This window comes from Desertivirga xinjiangensis, assembly GCF_024436435.1.
In the GTDB taxonomy this organism is placed as follows: Bacteria; Bacteroidota; Bacteroidia; order Sphingobacteriales; family Sphingobacteriaceae; genus Desertivirga; species Desertivirga xinjiangensis.
Map to the genome: position 1 here is coordinate 51485 of NZ_JAFMZP010000003.1, position 21955 is coordinate 73439.

The 21955-nt window shown below is 42.2% G+C and carries 19 protein-coding genes; 9 read left to right on the plus strand and 10 right to left on the minus strand.

Annotation, left to right across the window (positions count from 1 at the left end; translation table 11 throughout):
* Window positions 1-80 precede the first annotated feature (80 nt).
* The gene (locus tag J3P37_RS08415) at window positions 81-1265 is read left to right on the plus strand and encodes a formimidoylglutamase (RefSeq protein WP_256010660.1); all 1185 of its coding nucleotides are present in this window, start codon (window positions 81-83) and stop codon (window positions 1263-1265) included.
* 56 nt (window positions 1266-1321) lie between these two features.
* The gene (locus J3P37_RS08420; protein WP_256010661.1) at window positions 1322-2461 is read left to right on the plus strand and encodes an AhpC/TSA family protein; all 1140 of its coding nucleotides are present in this window, start codon (window positions 1322-1324) and stop codon (window positions 2459-2461) included.
* Window positions 2462-2542: 81 nt separating this feature from the next.
* On the opposite strand, the gene purD is transcribed toward J3P37_RS08420, so the two are convergent.
* From purD to J3P37_RS08455, 7 genes are all read right to left on the minus strand, one after another.
* On the minus strand, window positions 2543-3817 hold the full coding sequence (purD, locus tag J3P37_RS08425) for a phosphoribosylamine--glycine ligase (protein ID WP_256010662.1): 1275 nt from the start codon (window positions 3815-3817) through the stop codon (window positions 2543-2545).
* A 176-nt stretch (window positions 3818-3993) separates the two neighbouring features.
* Entirely contained in the window at window positions 3994-5343 is a 1350-nt protein-coding gene (locus J3P37_RS08430; RefSeq protein ID WP_256010663.1) for a DUF58 domain-containing protein, read from the minus strand.
* A 65-nt stretch (window positions 5344-5408) separates the two neighbouring features.
* Entirely contained in the window at window positions 5409-6386 is a 978-nt protein-coding gene (locus J3P37_RS08435) for an AAA family ATPase (protein ID WP_256010664.1), read from the minus strand.
* An 84-nt stretch (window positions 6387-6470) separates the two neighbouring features.
* Window positions 6471-7652 (minus strand): DUF4350 domain-containing protein, encoded by a 1182-nt coding sequence (locus J3P37_RS08440; protein ID WP_256010665.1) that lies wholly within the window; start codon window positions 7650-7652, stop codon window positions 6471-6473.
* 9 nt (window positions 7653-7661) lie between these two features.
* On the minus strand, window positions 7662-8384 hold the full coding sequence (locus J3P37_RS08445) for a DUF4129 domain-containing protein (protein WP_256010666.1): 723 nt from the start codon (window positions 8382-8384) through the stop codon (window positions 7662-7664).
* A complete protein-coding gene (locus J3P37_RS08450) occupies window positions 8385-9254 on the minus strand; it encodes a hypothetical protein (protein WP_256010667.1) in 870 nt (289 codons plus the stop codon).
* Entirely contained in the window at window positions 9226-10197 is a 972-nt protein-coding gene (locus tag J3P37_RS08455; RefSeq protein ID WP_256010668.1) for a stage II sporulation protein M, read from the minus strand. Before J3P37_RS08455 ends, J3P37_RS08450 begins: the two co-directional genes overlap by 29 nt.
* An 87-nt stretch (window positions 10198-10284) precedes the next feature.
* Here J3P37_RS08455 and J3P37_RS08460 point away from each other — a divergent pair, with 87 nt between their 5' ends.
* The gene (locus J3P37_RS08460) at window positions 10285-11028 is read left to right on the plus strand and encodes an RDD family protein (protein ID WP_256010669.1); all 744 of its coding nucleotides are present in this window, start codon (window positions 10285-10287) and stop codon (window positions 11026-11028) included.
* A gap of 7 nt (window positions 11029-11035) precedes the next feature.
* Here the strand turns inward: J3P37_RS08460 and lipB are convergent, their stop codons facing one another.
* Complete coding sequence (gene lipB / locus J3P37_RS08465; protein WP_256010670.1) at window positions 11036-11737, minus strand: lipoyl(octanoyl) transferase LipB; 702 nt, start codon at window positions 11735-11737, stop codon at window positions 11036-11038.
* 23 nt (window positions 11738-11760) lie between these two features.
* Window positions 11761-12432: a 4'-phosphopantetheinyl transferase family protein gene (locus tag J3P37_RS08470; protein WP_256010671.1), complete on the minus strand. Its 672-nt coding sequence runs from the start codon at window positions 12430-12432 to the stop codon at window positions 11761-11763.
* A 271-nt stretch (window positions 12433-12703) separates the two neighbouring features.
* Between J3P37_RS08470 and dcd the strand changes: the two genes are divergently transcribed.
* The 4 genes from dcd (at window position 12704) to J3P37_RS08490 (ending at window position 18940) form a co-directional block, all read left to right on the plus strand.
* Window positions 12704-13240, plus strand: coding sequence for a dCTP deaminase (gene dcd / locus J3P37_RS08475; protein ID WP_256010672.1), 537 nt, complete (start codon window positions 12704-12706; stop codon window positions 13238-13240).
* A gap of 130 nt (window positions 13241-13370) precedes the next feature.
* Window positions 13371-16022: a carboxypeptidase-like regulatory domain-containing protein gene (locus J3P37_RS08480; protein ID WP_256010673.1), complete on the plus strand. Its 2652-nt coding sequence runs from the start codon at window positions 13371-13373 to the stop codon at window positions 16020-16022.
* A gap of 69 nt (window positions 16023-16091) precedes the next feature.
* Complete coding sequence (locus J3P37_RS08485) at window positions 16092-16388, plus strand: ATP-dependent Clp protease adaptor ClpS (protein WP_256010674.1); 297 nt, start codon at window positions 16092-16094, stop codon at window positions 16386-16388.
* 83 nt (window positions 16389-16471) lie between these two features.
* Window positions 16472-18940, plus strand: a complete 2469-nt coding sequence (locus J3P37_RS08490) for a TonB-dependent receptor (RefSeq protein WP_256010675.1) — start codon at window positions 16472-16474, stop codon at window positions 18938-18940.
* Between the two features lie 6 nt (window positions 18941-18946).
* Here J3P37_RS08490 and J3P37_RS08495 read toward each other — a convergent pair whose 3' ends face one another.
* On the minus strand, window positions 18947-19843 hold the full coding sequence (locus J3P37_RS08495) for a PorP/SprF family type IX secretion system membrane protein (RefSeq protein ID WP_256010676.1): 897 nt from the start codon (window positions 19841-19843) through the stop codon (window positions 18947-18949).
* 194 nt (window positions 19844-20037) lie between these two features.
* Between J3P37_RS08495 and J3P37_RS08500 the strand changes: the two genes are divergently transcribed.
* Together J3P37_RS08500 and J3P37_RS08505 are read left to right on the plus strand one after the other, a co-directional pair.
* The gene (locus J3P37_RS08500; protein ID WP_256010677.1) at window positions 20038-20871 is read left to right on the plus strand and encodes an amidohydrolase family protein; all 834 of its coding nucleotides are present in this window, start codon (window positions 20038-20040) and stop codon (window positions 20869-20871) included.
* Window positions 20872-20896: 25 nt separating this feature from the next.
* Window positions 20897-21916 (plus strand): zinc-binding alcohol dehydrogenase family protein, encoded by a 1020-nt coding sequence (locus J3P37_RS08505; protein ID WP_256010678.1) that lies wholly within the window; start codon window positions 20897-20899, stop codon window positions 21914-21916.
* The last annotated feature ends 39 nt before the right edge of the window (window positions 21917-21955 follow it).

The following is a 21955-nucleotide window of genomic DNA, read 5'->3' on the forward strand; positions in this document are numbered from 1 at the left end:
AAATCATCCTCATGATTAAATCCAGCATTAATTAAATAGAAATCCAACAGAAAACGAGTAAAAAATCCCATACCACACAGATGTCTTTAGCCGATTTTTTTTCACCACTTAACAACCAAAAATTAAGTCCCGAAACTGGGTTTTACACAAGCCAATTAGGGTTTAAGGTGGAAATGTTCTCTAATGATTTTCCGGATCTTGAGACTGAGAAATTTGATATCGCCATAATCGGCGTACTTGAAGACAGGAACGCCGTAAACAATCAAGGCACAGCGCTCGCAGCTGACTATGTGAGGGAGAAATTATATAGTTTGTATCAGGGTAGCTATAACTGCCGCATTGCAGATTTGGGTAATATCAGGGCGGGCCATAAGGTTACTGACACTTATGTAGCATTAAAAACTGTTATAGCCGAACTTATTAAAAAGAATATTGTGCCCATTGTTATTGGCGGCGGACAGGATCTGACGTATGCTCAATACATGGCCTATGAAGATCTTGAACAAAAGGCGGATCTGGTGGTAATTGATTCTAAATTTGATCTTGACGATTCCACAGAAACTGATAGTATTGAAACAACTTCCACCTCGTACCTAAATAAGATCTTTTTACATCAGCCTAATTATCTTTTTAATTTCAGCAACATTGGTTACCAAACCTATTTTGTGAACCAGGACAGCCTTAGGGTTATGGAAAAGCTGCTCTTTGACGTTAACCGGCTAGGTGATTTCACGAATAACATGCCGGTTGCAGAGCCAGTGATCCGCAACGCAAGTTTAATCAGCTTTGATATTTCAGCTATAAGAGCTTCGGATGCGTGTGCGAACAGCAATGCAACCCCGAACGGTTTTTATGGCGAGGATGCCTGTCAGCTATGCCGCTACGCTGGTATGAGTGATAAACTAAGCTCCATCGGTTTTTACGAGTTCAATCCTGCATTCGACAGAAATGGCCAGACAGCCATGCTTTTGGCCCAAATGATCTGGTATTTTATTGACGGCTTTTATAACCGGAAGAAAGATTTTCCTTTACAGCCTAAATCGCAATATCTTATTTACCGGACATCACTAAAAGACCAGTCGCATGAACTTGTGTTTGTGAAAAGTAAAAAATCTGACCGCTGGTGGATGCAGGTGCCCTATCCGGTAGGAATTTCGGGTAATGAACGTTTTCATTTAGTTCCCTGTAGATACGAAGACTATCAAATTGCCGTTTCAGGAGAGATGCCAGACCTATGGTGGCGTACTTATCAGAAGCTGGTATAGCAATTGATAGTCTCCATTAAATCCATGATAGTTCCGTCATAAAAAATATTATTCAAATGAGAAAATTGATATTCCCGTTGCTATTTCTTGCACCTGCTGCTCTATACGCCCAACAGAACTTTATAATTAAAGGGAAAGTGGCTGATCCGGGGCCCGCTGCGAAGATCTTTTTAACCTACGGCCAGAACGATACGCAGAAAATTGATTCGGCTGCGCTAAATAATGGATCATTTGCTTTTAGCGGAACCGCTAAAGGCTTTTCTAAAGCAGTTCTTGTATTAGATTATAAAGGAGCAGGTTTTAAAAACCTAAATGAGAAATCACAAATTGACGTTCTTCCGATATACATTGCTGAGGGTACCACCAACGTACAAAGTGCCGACTCCTTATCAAGGGCGACTGTCACAGGAACGAAGATCAATGAAGAGAATCAGCTATTGTCGAGATTGTTGAAACCTGTAAATACTAAGATAGTAGCCTTAAACCATGAATATGAAAGTGCTGCTCCCGAAAAAAAGACATCCGAGACGTTTAAACAGTCTTTACAGTCCAAATACAACAGCTATGTAACAGAGCGGGAGGCAATCAACAAGAAGTTCATCACTGAACATCCTGACAGCTACATGAGCTTAATTGCTGTTCAAAATATGGCAGGCTCAGAACCTGATGCTGCTCAACTGGAGCCCCTGTTCAATTTGTTGTCTGAAAGTTTAAGGAATAGTCCGGAGGCTGCGAGCCTAAAAGCTTTTTTGCAGGCAAGCAAAGGCACTTCAATCGGTGCAGAAGCTATGGACTTTACGCAGGCGGATGTAAACGGCAAACCCGTTAAACTTTCAAGTTTCCGGGGAAAGTATGTTTTACTTGACTTCTGGGCTTCCTGGTGCGGCCCCTGCCGGCAGGAGAATCCAAATGTGGTAAAAGCTTATAATACTTATAAGGATAAGAACTTCACGGTTCTGGGAGTGTCACTAGATCGTGAAAATGCAAAAGATGCCTGGTTAAAGGCCATCGCCACTGATAAGTTAACATGGACGCATGTTTCTGACCTGAAATTTTGGAACAATGAGGCTGCTATGTTGTATGGCGTCCGCTCTATTCCTCAGAATTTCCTGATAGATCCTAACGGAAAAATCATTGGTAAAAACCTTAGGGGTGAGGAGCTTCAGAGCTTTCTGGCTAAGACGTTAGGAAAATGATGAGTTAGGAGTGATGAATTATGAATTTAGTTAAACGGGTTAGGTGATTGCCCGTTTAACTAATCTCATATTACAGTAAGATTATAATAGATCAAATCCGATATCGGTACGGAAATACCTTCCATCGTAATATACTCTGCCTGCGTCGGTGACCGCTTGCTGCACCGCATCGAACATGGTATCCTGCAAAGAGGTTATTGCCAGTACTCTGCCTCCGGCTGTTTTCACCAATCCATCTTCCAGTACGGTTCCGGCCTGGAATACCTGGGAATCCCTGATATTATCGAGGCCTGTAATTGCTTTGCCCTTCATGTATTCGCCTGGGTAGCCGCTGGCAACTAACATTACGGTTGCAGCCGTTTTTGGAGAGACTACAAGTTCCTTTTCATGGAGGTTCTCATTGGCTACTCCCAGTAAAAGTTCAACGAAGTCGCTTTCGATACGTGGCATTACGCTTTCAGTCTCCGGATCACCCATTCGTACATTGTACTCTATGACGTAAGGTTCTCCATCTGTGTTCATAAGGCCAATGAAGATGAATCCTTTATAAGGTATCTGATCCAGCTTTAGGCCACTGATAGTTGGTTTTACTATCTGATCTTCTACTTTCTTCATGAACGCTGCGTCAGCAAAGGGAACAGGTGATATGGAACCCATTCCTCCTGTGTTTAAGCCGGTGTCGCCTTCGCCAATACGTTTGTAATCTTTTGCTTCAGGAAGAATTTTATAGGAGTGACCGTCGGTCAATACAAAAACAGAAAGCTCTATTCCCGTTAAAAATTCTTCGATAACTACCATGTTGCTCGCTTCACCAAACTTGGCATCCTGAAGCATGGCAATCAGTTCGGTTTGAGCCTCTTCAAGAGTTTGACAGATTAAAACACCTTTTCCAGCTGCCAAACCATCGGCTTTTAATACCACCGGAAATTTGTGAGTTTCCAGGTAAGATAAACCTTCGCTTAAAGAATTGAGGGTGAAAGAAGCAGAAGCGGCAGTAGGAATAAAATGCCTGCGCATAAAAGCTTTTGAAAAGTTTTTGCTCCCTTCTAACATGGCGCCACTTTCCTGCGGGCCAATTACGGGAATATCTTTAAGGGCTGAATCTGCTAAAAAATAATCGTGAATTCCTTTTACAAGAGGCTCCTCGGGACCAACTAACACCAAGTTCACTGAATTTTTTAATACAAAATCCTTAACTGCTGCAAAATCTGTTGGCTTGATGTTGACATTTTTTCCATAAGCTCCTGTCCCGGCGTTTCCGGGTGCAATGAACAACTGGCTAAGTAGCGGACTTTGGGATATTTTCCAGGCAAAAGCGCTTTCTCTTCCGCCAGAACCAAGTAAAAGAATATTCATAGCGGCAAAGATAAAATTTTTTAATGGCTTATGAGGAGGGGGTTCGAAGAACCTGCGATAGGGCTTCGGGATCACAGTGATCACAGATCTCGAAGAGCACAAGAAACTGAAAGAGCTAGCTTTTTATATGCATGCTCAAACCTTAATATTTACAACTTATCACTTACACAACTAGCCTAAATACTTTGCCTTGATTTTATTTCGAGATAGCGGTTTATGGTGTTAATGGTAAGATTCTGCGGTGCAGTTAATATTGATTGGATCCCGTGCTTGGCAAGCTCTAAAACGATCTGCTTTTTTTCATAGGCGAACTTTTCTGCGATGGTTTTGATATAAACGCCTTCGAGGTCCCTGGCGGGTTCTTCAGCCAGAGATTTCAGTTCGGTATTTTCGAAAAACACGACCAGGAGCAGGTGGAAACGGGAAATTCGCTTTAAAAAAGGTAGCTGCCTTTCGAGTGCTGACAGGCTTTCGAAGTTCGTGAACAATACAAGAAGGCTTCTCTGTTTCAATGTATTCCGAATGGCAATAAACAGGGCTTCCTGGTTAGATTCAAGGTACCTGGTTTTTTCTTTATATAATACTTCTTGAATTTTGTTCAGCTGCACGGGCCGGCGGTCGGCAGGAAGGATTGATCCAATTTTTTCCCCAAACGTTATCAGGCCTGCTTTATCCTCCTTCCGGATAGCGATGTTTGAAAGCACTAATGAGGCATTTATGGCGTAATCCAATAAACTTAGCCCTCCAAACGGCATCTTCATGGCACGCGACTTATCAATAAGACAATACACATGCTGGGATTTCTCGTCGCTGTACGAGTTTACCATCATATCACCCCGACGTGCGGTGGCTTTCCAGTTTATAGTACGATAATCATCCCCTGCTACATAATTCTTGACCTGCTCGAACTCCATGCTGTGGCCAAGTCTCCTGATCTTTTTTACACCCACCTCACTTAATCGGTTGGAAACGGCCATCAACTCAAATTTCCGCATCTGTAAAAAAGAAGGATACACAGGCAAGGTCTGCTCCTGTTCAAAGGTATATCGTCTCTGAATGGTCCCTAGGGGAGAAGAGACATACACATGCAGGCTGCCAAACTTATATTCGCCCCGTTTTACAGGTTTAAGCTTATAATCAATGATCTTATTTTCATGAGGCTTCATACTCACCTCAAACCAGATGTCCCTTTTTTGAAACTGAACGGGAATTTCGTCTATTATGCCCAGTTGCACCTTAAACCCATAAAAGTTTTCCAGGTTGATCGTTAATACGTTATCATCTCCGTTACTTAAACGATTGGGAGCATTCCGTCTGGCAAATACGCCGTCATGATGTATCCTGAACAGCAGGACCATATCTATCACCACGAGCAATACAAACACCAGAAATAAAAGCAGCGGAACATCGCCTAACCAGGGGAAAAAGAATGACATCAAAAACATCAGGACAACGCCAGCCAAACCTGTAAACAGGCGATTGGATAAAAACAGGTCTTTGTAATACTTAGTTATCAGATGTTCCAAAAGTATATGCTAACAAGATTTGTAATTCAACTTATTATATTATCTATACTATCTCTTTGCTCCGGCTATCTGGGCACTTCAATTTTGTGGATGATCTGGTTTAGGACGTCATCAGTTGCGGCTCCTTCCATTTCTTTATCCGGAGTAAGAATCACCCTGTGCCTAAGGACGGCAGGCACTGCTTTGATAATATCCTCCGGGGTAACAAAATCGCGGCCTTCCATTGCCGCAAGAGCCTTTGAGCTGTTGACCACAGCGAGGGAGGCCCTGGGAGATGCACCCAATGAAAGCGATTTATTATTTCGGGTTTCGTGTGTAATACGGGCAATGAACTCGAGCAATTTGGGTTCCACGTGCAACGTTCGTACCTGATTTCTCAGCTCAACTATTTCGTTTACAGACAAAAGGGCTGTGATATCATGTATTTTATCGGAAGTTTTGAGCTGATGCTGCTCCACCAATATTGCAGTCTCTTCTTCTAATGATGGGTACCTGACTTCGATCTTAAATAGAAAACGGTCTAGCTGCGCTTCCGGCAGACGATAGGTTCCTTCATGTTCGATAGGGTTTTGAGTAGCCAGTACGATGAAAGGTTCCTGCATTGCGTAGGTTTTGCCATCAATGGTTACCTGCTTCTCTTCCATCACCTCAAACAAAGCCGATTGGGTTTTTGCCGGGGCCCGGTTGATCTCATCCACCAGGATCACATTCCCAAATATGGGCCCTTTTTTAAACTCGAACGACGATTCCCTTGGATTAAACACCGAAGTTCCCAATACATCTGAAGGCATTAAATCGGGCGTGAACTGAATCCTCGAGAAACGGGCGTCAAAGCACTTAGCCAGTAATTTGGCGGTCAGCGTTTTTGCAACGCCCGGCACCCCCTCAATAAGGATGTGCCCGTCTGCCAATATGCCTGCGATAAGAAAATCGACCATTTCGGTTTGCCCGATGATCACCTTCCCCAGAGAGGCACGGATATCTTCTACCGCGCGGCTTAGTTTGCTAAGGTCTATTCTGGTTTCAAAAACTTCTTCTTCCATAATTAATTAGTTCTACTCGTTTGCTGTTGCAATCTATATTTCCGTTGAATTTTTGCTAATGCAGCGTCAAACAAAATGTTCGATCTATTTCGATTGTTGATTAAATTGCTCTATATTTTTATTGAGTTCTATTAATTCTGTGTCGGACACCGTTTGGTATTTGCTGATCTGTGCTGCCTGCCCTAATATGACTTCGATCAATTGCCTGGATACACCGGATTTTTGCGCCAGTGTATCCGTAAATTCTGCATTGAGCGCACCCGTTTTTATATTATACCTGGCACGAATACCTTCCAGAAAATAAGTCACCTGTTTCCTGGCAATGTTCGAATTATCTCTTCGTTGATAATACACCTGTCCTACAATTTCAGCAAATTCTACAGACGTATTTTCCAAAGGCTTTATCACCGGGATGATCCTTTGTCGTCTTTTTATCTCGTACACAACAAAGAGGAATAAACTGAACAGAGCCAGGTAATAGGCCCACTTCAATTCCTTGTGTTTTAAGAAAACGCGCATCATACTGGTTTCACCTTCACTACCGAGAGCGGAGAACTCATCCCATACGATTTGCCCGTCAGTGGGAAGGTATGACAAGGTTTTTTCTGCATATTCCGCGCCTTCCGGTTTCAAAATATTATAGTTGGTAAAAAAGAAAGGGCCTGGTAGCAGATACAGCGCACCTTTACCGTAATTATATTTGATAAAATTGGCATGTCCTCTATTGTTTTTCCCCAGGATCACCGTCCGGCTTGTATCGTAGCTGCTAAAGTACTGTTCTCCTATACCTTTATCGAAAGTGTAATGCCTGGCTGAATCCAGTGCAGAATCAGTGAAATATATAGAGGCTCTTTGTTTAGTCTTTAATTTTAGTTCTGTACTGATCTTCAACTTTAATGAGTCTTCCAGGTATTTACCAGGGTAATAGGTAGCGATCAGGACATTATTGCCTTGCTCCATGTACTTCTTTAAATGTTCAAAATCGTACTCATCTACTTTTGCCGCTTTCGCGACGAGGATGTAGCTGCCTTTTCCCGGGGCACTTTCTTCAAAAGTGGTATACGGAGCTGTTCGTACTGCCTTTATTTCCGCCTGAGGAAAAATATCTTTTAAGCGTTCGTAAAACACAAAGGTTCCAAAGGGAATTTTATCCTTCTTTGAGAAGGACTCTTTCCAGTCGACTGGCTTTGGGCGGTTGTATTGGGCCAGCAGATATATCGCCAGAAAAAGAAATCCTAAGAAAGCATAAATTTTTAAATCCTTCATCCCTTTAAGCTAAAATCGACCACGGTTAAAATCATTAAATGAAGTATTTATCTTATCGAATGCATTGCGATTAACCTGGAAGCTACCGTACCAAACGTGCTCAAACTGGCGTGTCAATGATCTGAACACACTTTGTTGCCGGGGATTTTTTAACTCCTTTATGTATTCAGAATTTGTTTTATCAGGTTTCCAGGAGATCCGTCCGGAATCATTCAGCCTTTTTAAACTCCTGAGGTACAAGAACCTGACGGCAAGCCGAAAATCGTTCCGGTTTACAGCCTCTTCAATTGCTGCATCGAAGGATATCTCATGGATATTTTCGAGGATTTCCGAGTAAGGCACTTCGATAGCTTGCGACCGGCCAGTGAACAGGAGGCTGGTATCCATACCAGCAAACTTGACCACAGCAAAAATAATAGCGGCGCAGCCAAGCAAAATAAAAATGTACTTAAGTGCACCACCGGAAGCCGCATTTTCAAAAGCATCCCCAAATAGGCCCCAGAACCAGGTCCAAAACCGGCTCCAAACAGAAGGTGACACATTTAACTTTTGGTCGCCATACTGGAAATCTTTGTTACTACGATACTCATCCAAAACGGACGTATCGAAGTGCCGGATGTTTGGTCTTCGTATATCAGACTGTACTGCTGCATTTGCTGACCGGGCAGGAGCATATCCTGCAATTCCGCAAAACAGGTAACACAATGCTGTTAAAAATAGTAGCCTTAACATTTAATAGCTTTCTTCGGGATCAGAGTCGGAGGGCTTGTCTTTACCAATTGCATTGATGCGGTCCATCAAACTGCTGCCTTCTTTCTTTTCAACCAGATTATAATAACATAGAACAGTCACTATTTGAGGAACCAACATAACAAGATTAAAGAGCGATTCCATTACGGCAGTGAAAACGGCTACCAAAAGAGGCAACTTTGTGTTGGTGAGGAGCAGACCGGCGCCCGAAATTATGCCAATAGGAATAAAAGTGATCACCATTAAGGCAAACACTACGAAAAAAACGACGAAGATCGGGCCGGTGGCTGCCCACCAATTACCTTTAACCAATCTATAACCCCGGTCAAGAGCATCCGTCAGCCCGGTATTTTCAATGACCAGCACAGTCAGGCTTATTGAAATAACAGTAAGCAAATAAATTCCTGGGATAAGAAAGAGGAGTAAACCAATCACTATCAATATCCCGAACACGATGTTTGAGCCTATAAAACGCCAAAAAAAATATTTGAAATAACTCCATACCTCATCGACAGAGGGTGGCTCATTTCCTTTTTCAACATAAAGGGATATATAACATAAAGTAGTTAATGAGACAAAAAGAAATGCCAGTGAGCTAAAGACCTGACTCAATTTACTTTCTGTTGTATCGCTGCTCAAACGCTCTCCTATTGTCTCATTTCCTCCGCTGATTCGCAATTGATTAAAGATCTCTGAAACCATAGCGGCGATGATAAAAAAGCCCGCGATTACAAGACAGGCTTTCAGTAGTGGTCTCCAGTTTTGTTTCAAAAACACAAAGCTATCATTGATGAGTTCACCAAAATCGCGTTCCTGACGCAAATTAATGTTCTGTTTCTCCGGGCTTGTCATTTTTTAGTTTTTGGGATAAGTAATTAGGATATATAATAACGTACCACACCATGAAAGAAAGTGAGGCCAGCAGGATCGACAAACTCAACAAAAGCGGCATTTCTGTGTGGCGTGTTATAAACCCTTCAAGAAAGGCAGCACAAACAAATATAGGGACCAGTCCGATCACTATTTTAAGCCCTTCCTTTGCACCTCTTGTAACAGACACGATACGTTTGTAGGTTTTAGGAAAGAGTATGCTGTTGCCTAATACCAGTCCGGCACCTCCTGCGATAACAATAGCCGAAATTTCAAGTGTGCCGTGAATCCAGATAACCAGTACAGACTGCCAGCCCAGGCCTTTACTAAAAAAATAATATTGAAAAGAACCCAGCATAATGCCGTTCTTTACAAGGTTGTAAACCGTTCCTACAGAAGCAAAAATGCCGCTTACATAAGTATAAAAGGAAACGAAGATATTATTGGAAGCGATATAAAAGAACATTGCAAACTCGCCCTCTTTTTTATAAACACCGAAAGGATCACCTTTACTAATATTTTCGTTAGTCATGTTTACATAACCGTCACCCAATATCAAACGCACAAAAGAATCATCGAACTTGGCAGAAAGTGCCCCGATAAAGCAAAAAACAACAAAGAAGAGGAAAGAGTAAAGCAGTTGCTTTTCGTGCTTTTTAAATAGCAGCGGCAGCTCGGTGATCCAAAATGACTTAAACCGGCCACTTTTCTCCTTCTTATTAACATAAATAGATTGATGAAAGTGGGCGGCTAACCCGTTTAGGTATGCCGTTGTGTTTGATTTCGGAAAAAAAGTTTTTGCGTAAGCGAGGTCATCGGTAACTGAAATAAACCGTGCCGCAAGCTCATCGGGATCTTCGGTTAGATCTTGCTCGAAACGCACCCATTTGGAATAGTTTTGCTTAACAAATATACTCTCCTTCATACTGGTTTAGGCAGGAATATTTTCAGTTAAAATAGGAACAAATTTTAAATCATCAACAAAAAATTTAAATTAGAAAATATTTTAACTATGCAAACCGTAAGGATCACAACAGCGCAGAATATTGATATTGATTATGAAGTTGCCGGACTAGGCCCGCGGATACTGGCTTATCTTCTGGATTTCCTGGCCTTTTTTTTTATTTACATATTGATCTTTGCGAGTGGCTTCGGCTCGGGACTTGCAGGTGCAGGGTTGCCATCATTCTTCGAGGTACTCCTGGTTGTTCTCCTGTTATGTTATGCATTTTACGACCTTGTATGCGAGGTCTTTTTCAATGGTCAAAGCCTTGGCAAGAAGGTGATGAAAATAAAAGTGATCAGTCTTGACGGAGCCCGCCCAGGCCTTGGACAATACCTTTTGCGCTGGATGTTCAGAATTATTGATTTCACAGTAACAATGAATATGGGTGGTCTGCTTTGCGTTGCCGCTACAGACAAAAAACAAAGGATAGGCGATCTTGTGGCCGGTACTACTATTGTAAGAACCAAATCGAAAACTGGCTTACACCATGTAGCATTTATGCCTCCGCCGCCAGATCACCAGCTGGTGTTTCCTGAAGCAAGCAAGTTGTCGGACAGCGATGTTAGTCTTATTTACGAAGTGTTAAATAATTTCAACAAAAGTAAAAATCATCCGTTGCTTCAATCGACGGCATCCCGGATCAGAGAGCATCTCGGACTGGCTAATGTCAACCTGGAAAGTGATGAACAGTTTTTACAGGTCATAGTAAAAGACTACAACTTTTTGCAGATCTATGGTGAAGAGGTCTGATCTTCGGTTAATCTAGCAGCTCCATTTGGAACAGATCTGCGATCTTTGTTTTTAAAACCTCTTTCACTTCTTCGATATCTGGCTTATAGCCAAGTTCTCTTTCCATCGAGGTAACATCTTTATCATCTATACCGCAAGGAACGATGTTTTTGAAGTAATCCAGATCGGCATTTACGTTAAATGCGAAGCCATGCATGGTAACCCAACGACTGCAGCGGACACCCATTGCGCAGATCTTACGAGCCCGTTCGTTATCGGCATCGAGCCACACACCGGTAAATCCGGCGTACCTGCCGGCTGTTATTCCATAATGCGCCAGGGTGAGAATAACCGCTTCTTCAAGGGTGCGCAAATACAAGTGAATGTCAGTAAAGAAATTATCGAGGTCAAGAATGGGATAACCCACTATCTGTCCGGGGCCATGATAAGTAATATCGCCGCCCCTGTTTATTTTATAATAGCTTGCAGCCTTGTCTTTCAGGCCTTGTTCATCCAACAATAAATTTTCGGGCTTGCCGCTTTTTCCAAGCGTATAGACGTGGGGATGTTGTACAAAAATCAGATAGTTACTGGTTGGATCTTCAGCTGCCTTGGTACGGTTTAATGTTTTCTGATCTACAACTTTTGTGAATGTTTCTTCCTGCTTATCCCAGGCTTCCTGATAGTCCATCAAGCCCCAGTCCTGAAACTGCACTTTTTTATTCTTCATGTATTGGTAATTGTACGTTCTCTTTATATATTCTGAGGAGGCTCAGTATTTTGTTTGATACCTGTAACATACCCTATCATGTAATCTTTAAATCGCTCGTAGTAAACATCGTATTCAGAATACTCATCATCTACTTCAAGGGAAGCAGGAAAGTTTCCATCTTCCTTGAAGGGAAATTCTTTAAGCCTTATATGGTCTTTGAATGAGACGTTGCGCTTTCCCTGTAGTTTATAGATAGCTTCCTTGGCACACCAGCATATGTATAAATGCTCTATTCGATGCTTCGGATCGATAAAAGCCAGCTCCCGGGGAATCAAAAATTTCGAAGCTACTCTTTCGATCTTATTTTTGACCAGTTCAATATCAATACCCACAGGTTTGTTCTCGCTGATAATTACAGCTGCATAGTCGAACGAGTGACTTAAGGAAATATGGTGCGGAAAATTTACCAGATACGGTTTGCCATGTTCATCCACCTGGCAGTCGATATACTTATCTGTATTAAGCATTTTGCGAAGCAATACACGCGTACTTAGCCAGTGCAGGTTTCTTTTACCATTATTCAAAGTCTCCAGTCGAGCCTTCTCTTCATCGTTCAGTATGAGTTGTGAATACAGCTCTTCGGCACTTTCTTCGATCTTCCATATTCCGAAAGCCGAGGTACTATCCAGATGTTTATAGTAGGCCAGAGCCATGTCTTTTAGATTTCATTTGAGTACTTATTCTTAGCGGCTTATCGATGTAAAGCCAGCTAAATTGTTTATAACAGATAACCCCTGTGCCTCCATCCTGTTTAACAGAACAGTGCAAAATTATCGTAAATTATTCAAATTATAGAAACAAGTACTATTAAACTCCACTCTGAGCTAAATGCCTGCAAATGAAAGAAAAGGTATCCGGCAGCCACACTTAATTCTAAATTTTGAAATTTTATCTTAGTTTTATGCCCAAACCCTTTAATGGATTATGATTCTTACAGACAAACGCATTTTAGAAGAAATTGATAAAGGAACCATTATCATTGAGCCCTTCAACAGAGAGTGCTTAGGCACCAACTCTTATGATGTCCATCTGGGTAAATATCTTGCCACTTATAAAAACAGGGTACTTGACGCAAAGCAGCATAACGAAATTGAGCATTTCGAAATTCCAAAAGCAGGGTTTATCCTCCAGCCACATACCCTTTATCTGGGCGTAACAGTGGAATATACGGAAACTCATGCGCATGTCCCCTTCCTCGAAGGAAAATCGAGCACTGGTCGCCTGGGTATAGACATTCACGCTACAGCGGGAAAGGGTGACGTAGGGTTTTGCAATACCTGGACACTGGAAATTTCGGTGGCACAGCCTGTGAGAGTATATGCAGGGATGCCTATTGGTCAGCTGATTTATTTTAATATTGCGGGAGAGGTGGAAACTTTTTACAATAGTAAAGGAAACGCGAAATATAACAATAAGACCACTCGTCCTGTGGAGAGCATGATGTGGAAAAACACTTTTTAAATATAAATGTTGTATATTTAATAGCGAGCCTCAATTGTTTAATTGAGGCTCGTTTATTTATATGTCTATGAGTCGCCATGGTCTGTTTTTAATATTGCTGCTTCTGCCTTGCATTTTAGGGCTTACCCTTATGAACAGGGAGGATGAGCCTCTTAAGGATCTTTTAGCAAAACTTGAAAAATATAAAGCAGCCAATTTACAGGAAAAGGTTCACATACATACTGATAAGCCATATTATAGCATAGGCGATAGTATATGGTTTAAAGCCTATATTGTTAATGCAAGTGAAAACAAGCTATCTGCCTTCAGCAAGATCCTGTATGTGGATCTAATCAACGAAAGGGATTCCATCAAAAAATCGTTACGACTGCCTGTAGTTTCTGGCCTGGCCTGGGGCGACTTCGTCCTCTCTGATTCCCTAACCGAAGGCAACTACAGGATACGTGCTTACACCACCTGGATGAGAAATTTCGGAGAAGAGTTTTTTTTCGACAAGACTATCCAGATAGGCAATTCTCTCACAAACCAGATAGTTAGTGATGTTTCTTATAGTTTTTCGAAAACGGGCATTAGACAGAATGTAGCAGCCAGCATCACCTATCAGGATATTAACGGAAAACCGCTTGCTAACAAAGAAGTAAATTATTCCGTGCAACTGGACTTTAGAAATATAGCCAGCGGGAAAGCGGTTACTGATGCAAAAGGACATGTGGAGCTGAAGTTTAGCAATGCTCAACCTTTTGTGCTGAAGTCCGGAAGGATCAACACCACTATTAAACTGGATGAAAAAAGTTCAGTTAAGAAAGCCTTTCCCCTGAAGACGACTTCTGCCGAGGTGAATGTTCAATTTTTCCCTGAAAGTGGGCAACTGGTAAACGGACTTACCTCCAAAGTTGGTTTTAAGGCATTAGGTGCTGATGGTCTTAGCCGGGAGGTTTCCGGGTATATAAGTGACCGCAATAAGGTTAAGGTAGCCGAATTTGTATCCGAGCATGCTGGAATGGGCTCATTCATAATCACACCAGAGAAAGGAAACTCATATAAGGCATTTGTAAAATTTAAAGATGGGTCTGAAAAACAGGTGGATTTGCCTGGTGCTTTTAATGATGGCTACATTTTATCCGTTTCAGAACCTGATAAGAATAACATCGTCATAAAGATCGCGGCAAGTTCGTCACTTGGCGAAAAAGGAGAATTGACTGTTATAGGACAGACAAACGGGGAAGTACAGTATATCTCAAGGGCACCGGTGTCTAATACGGTCTTTGTTGCAAAACTTCCTAAAAAGCGTTTTCCAACTGGAATACTGCAACTGACCTTGTTTTCTCCAAGGTATCAACCTGTGGCAGAACGTCTCGTTTTTATAGAAAATCAGTCCTTAACCCTCGACGTTAAAGCCAATAAACCTGTTTATGGTAAACGTGAGAAAGTGCAGCTTAACCTCGGTACAAAGGATACTACTTCAAAAATAACACAGGGAAACTTTTCGCTCGCAGTAATTAATGAAAGCCTGGTCCCTTTTGACGACAACAAAGAAACTACTATTCTCTCGAACTTGCTTTTGAGTTCGGACATGAAGGGTTACATCGAAAATCCCAACTACTACTTCACAGCAGAAAACAAGGATAGGTCAAAACACCTAGACAATTTATTGTTAACACAAGGCTGGCGCAGGTTTACATGGAAAAATATTATTTCAGGCTCTTATCCTAACACTGCTTTCAGTCCGGAACAAACTATTAGCATCAGCGGCAGGGTAACTACAACAAACGGCAATGCGGTAGCAGGAGGAAAAGTGATTTTATTGCCCTCCAGGGGAAATGCAGCGATTATGGATACTGCCACCGATGCAGAAGGTAAGTTTAAATTTGAGGGACTGAGCTTTAATGACAGCACAGCATTTGTATTACAGGCAAGAAATGCAAAGGATAAAAAGAATGTTTACATTGAAATAGACCGATTGCCTGAGCAACTGGTAACAAAAAACAAAAATGCACCTTCTCTTGAAATAAATGTGAATCAAAACATGCTTTCGTACCTTAAGTTACGGAACGAGAATTTTGAAACCATGAGAAAAAATGGTCAGTTACGCAAAACCATCATGCTGGCTGAGGTTAAGGTTGCTGATAAAAAGCCCGTTTTAAGCAATTCCAGCAATCTGAACGGTGCTGGAAATGCTGATGCTATCATTAAAGCTGACAGGCTGCAGTATTGCCAGAATCTGGCGCAGTGTTTACAGGGGGTGGTTGCCGGCGTTATTGTTCAGAATGGAATAGCTTATGCGACCCGTAGTATGTTCAGCTCATTCTCAGGACCGGTACCTATGCAGCTGGTGGTGGATGGAATGTATCTGGAGCCTGACTATCTTAGCATGATTCCACCACAGGATGTAGAAAGTATAGAGGTGCTGAAAAGCATAGGCAACACTGCCATCTATGGTATCCGCGGCGGTGGCGGAGTACTGATAATCAACACGAAGCGTGGGGAGCGCAATTTGTCATACAGAAGCTTATCTCCGGGAATTGCTACTTACAAACCCCAGGGATTGTTTACTGCAAGAGAATTTTATTCGCCGGCATACGCCGACCCGAAGGACGACACCCGCTTCCCTGATTTGAGAAATACAATTTACTGGACTCCGAATATTCTGACAGACGACAAAGGAAATGCCTCTGTTAGCTTTTTTACCGCAGATGAAGCTGGAACCTACAAGGTTACTATTGAAGGCCTCGCGTTGAATGGCTCATTAGTTAGAAAAACTTTCCGCTTTAAAGTGCAATAATTCAACAATAAACAGCAATTATCGAGGGCTGAAATCTCATGGTAAAAATTTTGTGTAAATTTGCACCCTATGAATATTCGTTTTGCTGATACTGATACACAGGTTGAAACTTTTACTCTTGACGAGGTATTGGCTGGTTTAAAAACCAGTCACAGGCTTATTTTGTGGAATGATGAAGTGAACACTTTCGATCACGTTATATACTGTCTGTCAAAATACCTTGATTATTCAGAACACCAGGCAGAGAAAATAGCCTGGACGGTACACACCAAAGGTAAGTGTGAGGTACTTGAAGGGTCTTTTACAGAGCTGGAAGTTTACCGTAAGATTCTACAGCAGGAGGGGCTTACCGTTAGCATTGACTAATGTAACGAAGTAATTACCTCAAACCCATACCAGCATTTCTTTGTAGCACGTTCTTTGCTTATTTTACCGCACACACATTTAAAATGAAATTTTTCAAATTCACGAGCATTCTCATTATTTGCTGTTTCCTGAAAACCCAAGCTCAACCTGCAGGTTCAGGAAGTGTTAGCGGGAAAGTAATTGACAATGCAACGAGTAAACCTATAGACTTTGCTTCGGTAGTTTTGATAGATGCCACAGGCAAAAGTATTAAATCGGCTCAGACTGACATGCAAGGTAATTTTACCTTAAGCCCGGTTCCCTTTGGCTCCTATTCCCTTAAGATAAGCTTCGTAGGATATCAGATCTTTTCCAGAAAAGACATCACCCTTTCTTCAACTGTTGCAAAGCAGCATCTTGGTTCTATAAAACTAGCTGCATCTAAGGCAACTGTTCTGAAAGAAGTGGTGGTGCAGGGTCAGCGTAATCAGATCCAATTGGGGATAGACAAAAAGGTGTTTAATGTGGAACAAAGCCTGGTAAGCGAAGGTGGATCTGCAACAGACCTGCTGGCTAATGTACCAACAGTGGCGGTTGATATAGACGGAAATGTGAGCCTTAGAGGCTCGGGAAGCGTGAGGGTTTTGATCGATGGTAAGCCTTCAGCTATTGGAGGAGGTGATATAGCAACGGTACTTCAGTCTCTTCCGGCCAGCTCTATTGAAAACATAGAACTGATCACTAACCCTTCGGCTAAATATGACCCGGAAGGTCAGACTGGTATAATAAATATCGTACTAAAGAAGAATAAAAAAATAGGTTTGAATGGAGCTGTGGCTTTGTCCGGAGGCACTCAGGATAACTACAATGCTAGCACTAACTTAAGCTACAGAGATGGGAAAATTAATCTTTATGGAAATTACAGCTACAGGGAGGGCAAACGCCTGGGTGGCGGTTTTAACAATACCACATTCAGCAATACGAATAGTATAGTTAATAACATATCTGATGGCCGCAGGTCGAACACCGGCAATACAGCTAAAGTTGGGATAGACTATTATTTCAATCAAAAGACTACCTTGGGATTATCTGGTAATATCAACCTGAGGAACAGCGATCGTGATGAAGACATCAACTACCTCTACCAAAACTATAATGCCAGCCTGGATGGGTCCAGCTTCAGAACTTCAAGAGAAACAGATGAGGATACCGGCTACGATCTGAGCCTGGATTTTAGCAGGAAATTCAAAAAGCAGGGTGAAGAACTAATGGCAAATGTTAGCATGGGAGAAAGTAAGGAAGATGAGTTTCAAAATCTTAATCAAGATTTCTACACGTTTGCCGGCGCCAAAAAAGACACTCTTGACATAAGAGAGAACGACGGCAACGAACTTAGCCGTAACTATAATCTTCAGCTGGATTATACTCTGCCGTTCAGCAAGACACAAAAACTGGAAGCAGGCTACCGCAGCACCATCAGAACAGAAGATGCCTCGCAGTTTTCCAGGCGGTACGACGCATTCGCAGGAAGTATAGTAACCGATTACAGCCAGACCAATGATTTTAACCTTGAAGACATTGTACATGCTGTTTATGGGAGTTATCAAAACCAGATCACACCAGGTTTCGGATTTCAATTGGGTTTAAGAGCTGAACAGGCCTATCTTAATACAGAGTATATCGGCCTTGATCCTATTAATCCTACCAACGATAAAGCAAAGTTGGATTACTTCCGTATTTATCCGAGTGTGTTCCTGACTCAGAAGCTTAGCGGAGAGCAACAACTTCAAATGAGTTATACGAGGAGGGTTAACAGGCCCAGGGGATGGCAGGTAAATCCATTCCGGGATCTTTCAGATCCTAATAACATCCGTACCGGAAACCCTGGTCTGAGACCGGAGGATATACACTCTTTTGAATTTAGTTATTTAAAATATTTCACTGGCTTAACACTAACCTCTTCCCTGTATTTCAGACAGGTAAATGATGTTGTTGAGGGAGTTCAAACTGTTATTGATAATACTACGACCCTGACTCAGTTTATAAATCTGACAAAAAACAGGGCGGCTGGCTTCGAAGTGATAGGCCGGGCTGACGTTTCGAAAGCCCTCAACCTGACCGGAAATGTGAATGTATTCTATAACAAATTCTCTGGCAGCGAGGAATATAACATCGGCTCGAACAGCGGTTATAACTGGACTTCAAACCTGACTGCTGGCCTTAAATTACCCTACAACCTTTCTGCACAATTAAATGGTAACTATATGGCACCCCGCGTAACAGCACAGGGCAAAAGTAAGGCCATGTGGGGCACTGATGCAGCGTTAAAATTGGACGTTTTGAAGAAAAAAGGAAGTATTTCCTTTAACATGCGTGATGTATTTAACTCCAGGAAATGGGGTTCATATACTTCAACGAATGTCTTCTACAGGGAGTCACAGAGACGTATGCAGGGCAGGATGAGCACGCTTACCTTTAGCTATCGTTTCGGCAACTCTGATCTGCCGCAACGTACTAAGAAAAGAGACACTGGCGGTGATGATGGAGGACAGACGCCGGAAGAAGGCTTTTAAGATTCCTTAAAAGTAGCACCTGGGCCCATCCCATTTTGCAAAACGGAAACTTAGCATGATCTCATGGGAGCCTTTTTGTACGTGCGAGAGCTGACTGGTGGTAAGATCATAAGCGTATCCAACCTGCAATTTCGGCGAGATCTGCAGCTCGGCGATAAAATTCATGGAGTCGAAAGATCGCCATGAGCTTCCCAGCCATAGCGTTTCTGCAATCAGAAAATTCGCATTCACATCTATTTGCATTGGAGAACCGTTTACATATTTCACCATGGCATTGGGTTTGAATTTAAGGTTCTCTCCGAAATCAACAAGGTATCCGCCCTGAGCGATCCAATGGGTACGAAAAGCAGTCCGGGTACGTTTGTTTCCACGGAACTCCATGAACGAAGGAGCAGAAAGCCCGGCGTAGAACTTATTGGAGAACAACATGAGTCCAAGGCCTACACTGCTCCTGATATCATTCTCATTTGCAAAAACAGGATCGATCATAAACGCCTCATCTGATATCTCACTATAGTTTGCCTGGTACTTACTGATACCTCCGTTGATACCGAGCGATAAAAAAGTTTCTTCGGCAATCTCAACCTTCTGAGCAAATGATAGGAAGGCTGCATTATCAATAATAACTTCCGCAATCTGATCGCGCATCAAAATTGCTCCGAAAGAAGAGTTCGACTCGTTTATAGGAGAATGTAATGAGAATATCTGTGTATTCGGAGCCCCTTTGAACCCAACCCATTGATGGCGGGATACCGCAGTCATATTCAAGGCATTATCTATAGATGAATATGCTGGATTGGCTACAAGTCCGCTAAACATATATTGAGACAAAATGGCTTTTTGCTGGCCCGAACAAAACAGAGGCAGCAGCCACACCAAAACTAATAAACGTCTTATGCTCATGACCAAGGATAGATCTAAAACGCTCCTATACGGAAACTGTGAAATTAAGTTACGCTGTTACAAGCAATGATGTTTCATAGACACAAATCAATTTTCAAATCTGAAAAAGTTTAATTTTATTTGTATACACCATTTAGGATATCTACGCGGGCTGAAGTTCTAATATCTTAATATACAGCCTTGGAATAAGAAACATGCAAAGAATAGATTCTCACCAGCACTTTTGGCGTTTCGACCCCATCAGGGATAGCTGGATCAATGACGAAATGAGCGTTATACAACGCGATTTTTTACCGGAAGACTTATCTCCTGTTTTAAAGGAGAATAAATTTGATGGCTGTGTGGCGGTGCAGGCCGACCAATCAGAAGAACAGAACGCCTTTCTTCTTGAACTTGCTGCTGAGAACTCCTTCATTAAAGGTATTGTCGGCTGGATCGACCTCCGCTCTGAAAATATTGTAGAGAGCCTTCAATTTTACAAAGGCTATGAAATGATCAAAGGGTTCAGACATGTACTGCAAGGTGAAGCCGACCGGGCTCTGATGCTTAACAGCGAATTTAAACGGGGGATCAAGGCTTTGGGTAATGAGGGATATACCTATGACATTCTTATTTTTCCGGATCAGCTGATCTATGTCCCGGAATTTGTTTCTTCTTTCCCGGATCAGAAATTTGTTATAGACCATATCGCGAAACCTCCTATCAAGGGTCAAAAAATAGAGGACTGGGCAAGAGACATTCGAACTCTGGCGCAGTATGAGCATGTATTCTGCAAAGTATCAGGCATGGTAACTGAAGCCGACTGGAAAAACTGGAGGAAAGAAGATTTCAACCCTTATCTGGATGTAATTTTCGAAACGTTTGGATCTGAAAGGTTGATGTACGGTTCTGACTGGCCGGTATGTCTGGTTGCTGCTGAATATAAGAATATGCTTAGCATTGTGAGTGATTACACCTCTGCTCTATCTGAAAATGAACAAAACTTATTCTGGGGTGGAAATGCTTCCAGATTTTATGGACTTGATTAATCTCATCTAATATATTTATAACAACATGAAAACATTAGTTTGTACTACGCCGGGGCAATTTGAATACCAGGAGGGTGATAGTCCGGTGGCTACAAAAAATCATTCTATTCTCAAAATTAAGCGCATTGGTATTTGCGGCACAGACCTGCACGCATTTGAAGGCACCCAGCCGTTTTTTGAATATCCCAGGATCTTAGGACATGAGCTTGCAGCCGAGTTTGTTGAGGGCGACAATGCCGAGGGATTCAGTAAGGGCGAAGCTGTGACCTTTATCCCATATTTTAACTGTGGGGAGTGCATTGCCTGCCGGTCGGGAAAGGAAAATTGCTGTACAAGTATCAAAGTTTGCGGAGTGCATGTAAACGGTGGTATGGCTGAATACTTATCTGTTCCATCCTATTCGCTGATTCATGGCGAAGGATTAAGCTTTGATGAACTGGCTTTGGTAGAGCCTTTGGCTATAGGTGCTCATGGAGTGCGGAGAGCTGATGTTAAACCGGATGAATTTGTTTTAGTGATAGGCGCAGGTCCCATCGGTCTTGGAATTATGGAATTTGCCAGAATTGCAGGCGGCAAGGTAATAGCAATGGACATCAACGATCAGCGATTGTCTTTCTGCAGCGATAAATTGGGTGTAGCACATACCATAAATGCCATGAATGACGATGTCATTGAACGCTTAAAAGAAATTACAGGCGGCGATTTCCCAACTGTAGTTATTGATGCTACCGGAAGCTTAAGAGCTATAAACAATGGATTTCAATATATGGCACATGGAGCCCGTTATGTCTTAGTCGGCCTGCAAAAAGGGGAGCTTAACTTCAGTCACCCGGAGTTCCACAAAAGAGAAGGAACACTAATGAGCAGCAGAAACGCTACCCGTGCAGATTTTGAACATGTAATTGCGTCTATGAAAAAGGGCATGGTTAACCCTGCGACCTATATTACTCATCGGGTAACCTTCGAACAGGTGAAGGATGATTTTAAGGGATGGTTAGATCCTGCAAATGGCGTAATAAAGGCGATGGTTGAACTTAACGACTAGGGTAAGTTATACGTAATAAGTTGTATTTATAAGTCTTTT

What these genes read in the sequence shown, in the direction of transcription:
- J3P37_RS08415 (WP_256010660.1), top strand. Translation starts at nt 81, where the DNA reads ATGTCTTTAGCCGATTTTTTTTCACCACTTAACAACCAAAAATTAAGT.
- J3P37_RS08420 (WP_256010661.1), top strand. Translation starts at nt 1,322, where the DNA reads ATGAGAAAATTGATATTCCCGTTGCTATTTCTTGCACCTGCTGCTCTA.
- purD (WP_256010662.1), bottom strand. Translation starts at nt 3,817, where the DNA reads ATGAATATTCTTTTACTTGGTTCTGGCGGAAGAGAAAGCGCTTTTGCC.
- J3P37_RS08435 (WP_256010664.1), bottom strand. Translation starts at nt 6,386, where the DNA reads ATGGAAGAAGAAGTTTTTGAAACCAGAATAGACCTTAGCAAACTAAGC.
- J3P37_RS08440 (WP_256010665.1), bottom strand. Translation starts at nt 7,652, where the DNA reads ATGAAGGATTTAAAAATTTATGCTTTCTTAGGATTTCTTTTTCTGGCG.
- J3P37_RS08445 (WP_256010666.1), bottom strand. Translation starts at nt 8,384, where the DNA reads ATGTTAAGGCTACTATTTTTAACAGCATTGTGTTACCTGTTTTGCGGA.
- J3P37_RS08450 (WP_256010667.1), bottom strand. Translation starts at nt 9,254, where the DNA reads ATGACAAGCCCGGAGAAACAGAACATTAATTTGCGTCAGGAACGCGAT.
- J3P37_RS08455 (WP_256010668.1), bottom strand. Translation starts at nt 10,197, where the DNA reads ATGAAGGAGAGTATATTTGTTAAGCAAAACTATTCCAAATGGGTGCGT.
- J3P37_RS08460 (WP_256010669.1), top strand. Translation starts at nt 10,285, where the DNA reads ATGCAAACCGTAAGGATCACAACAGCGCAGAATATTGATATTGATTAT.
- lipB (WP_256010670.1), bottom strand. Translation starts at nt 11,737, where the DNA reads ATGAAGAATAAAAAAGTGCAGTTTCAGGACTGGGGCTTGATGGACTAT.
- J3P37_RS08470 (WP_256010671.1), bottom strand. Translation starts at nt 12,432, where the DNA reads ATGGCTCTGGCCTACTATAAACATCTGGATAGTACCTCGGCTTTCGGA.
- dcd (WP_256010672.1), top strand. Translation starts at nt 12,704, where the DNA reads ATGATTCTTACAGACAAACGCATTTTAGAAGAAATTGATAAAGGAACC.
- J3P37_RS08480 (WP_256010673.1), top strand. Translation starts at nt 13,371, where the DNA reads ATGAACAGGGAGGATGAGCCTCTTAAGGATCTTTTAGCAAAACTTGAA.
- J3P37_RS08485 (WP_256010674.1), top strand. Translation starts at nt 16,092, where the DNA reads ATGAATATTCGTTTTGCTGATACTGATACACAGGTTGAAACTTTTACT.
- J3P37_RS08490 (WP_256010675.1), top strand. Translation starts at nt 16,472, where the DNA reads ATGAAATTTTTCAAATTCACGAGCATTCTCATTATTTGCTGTTTCCTG.
- J3P37_RS08495 (WP_256010676.1), bottom strand. Translation starts at nt 19,843, where the DNA reads ATGAGCATAAGACGTTTATTAGTTTTGGTGTGGCTGCTGCCTCTGTTT.
- J3P37_RS08500 (WP_256010677.1), top strand. Translation starts at nt 20,038, where the DNA reads ATGCAAAGAATAGATTCTCACCAGCACTTTTGGCGTTTCGACCCCATC.
- J3P37_RS08505 (WP_256010678.1), top strand. Translation starts at nt 20,897, where the DNA reads ATGAAAACATTAGTTTGTACTACGCCGGGGCAATTTGAATACCAGGAG.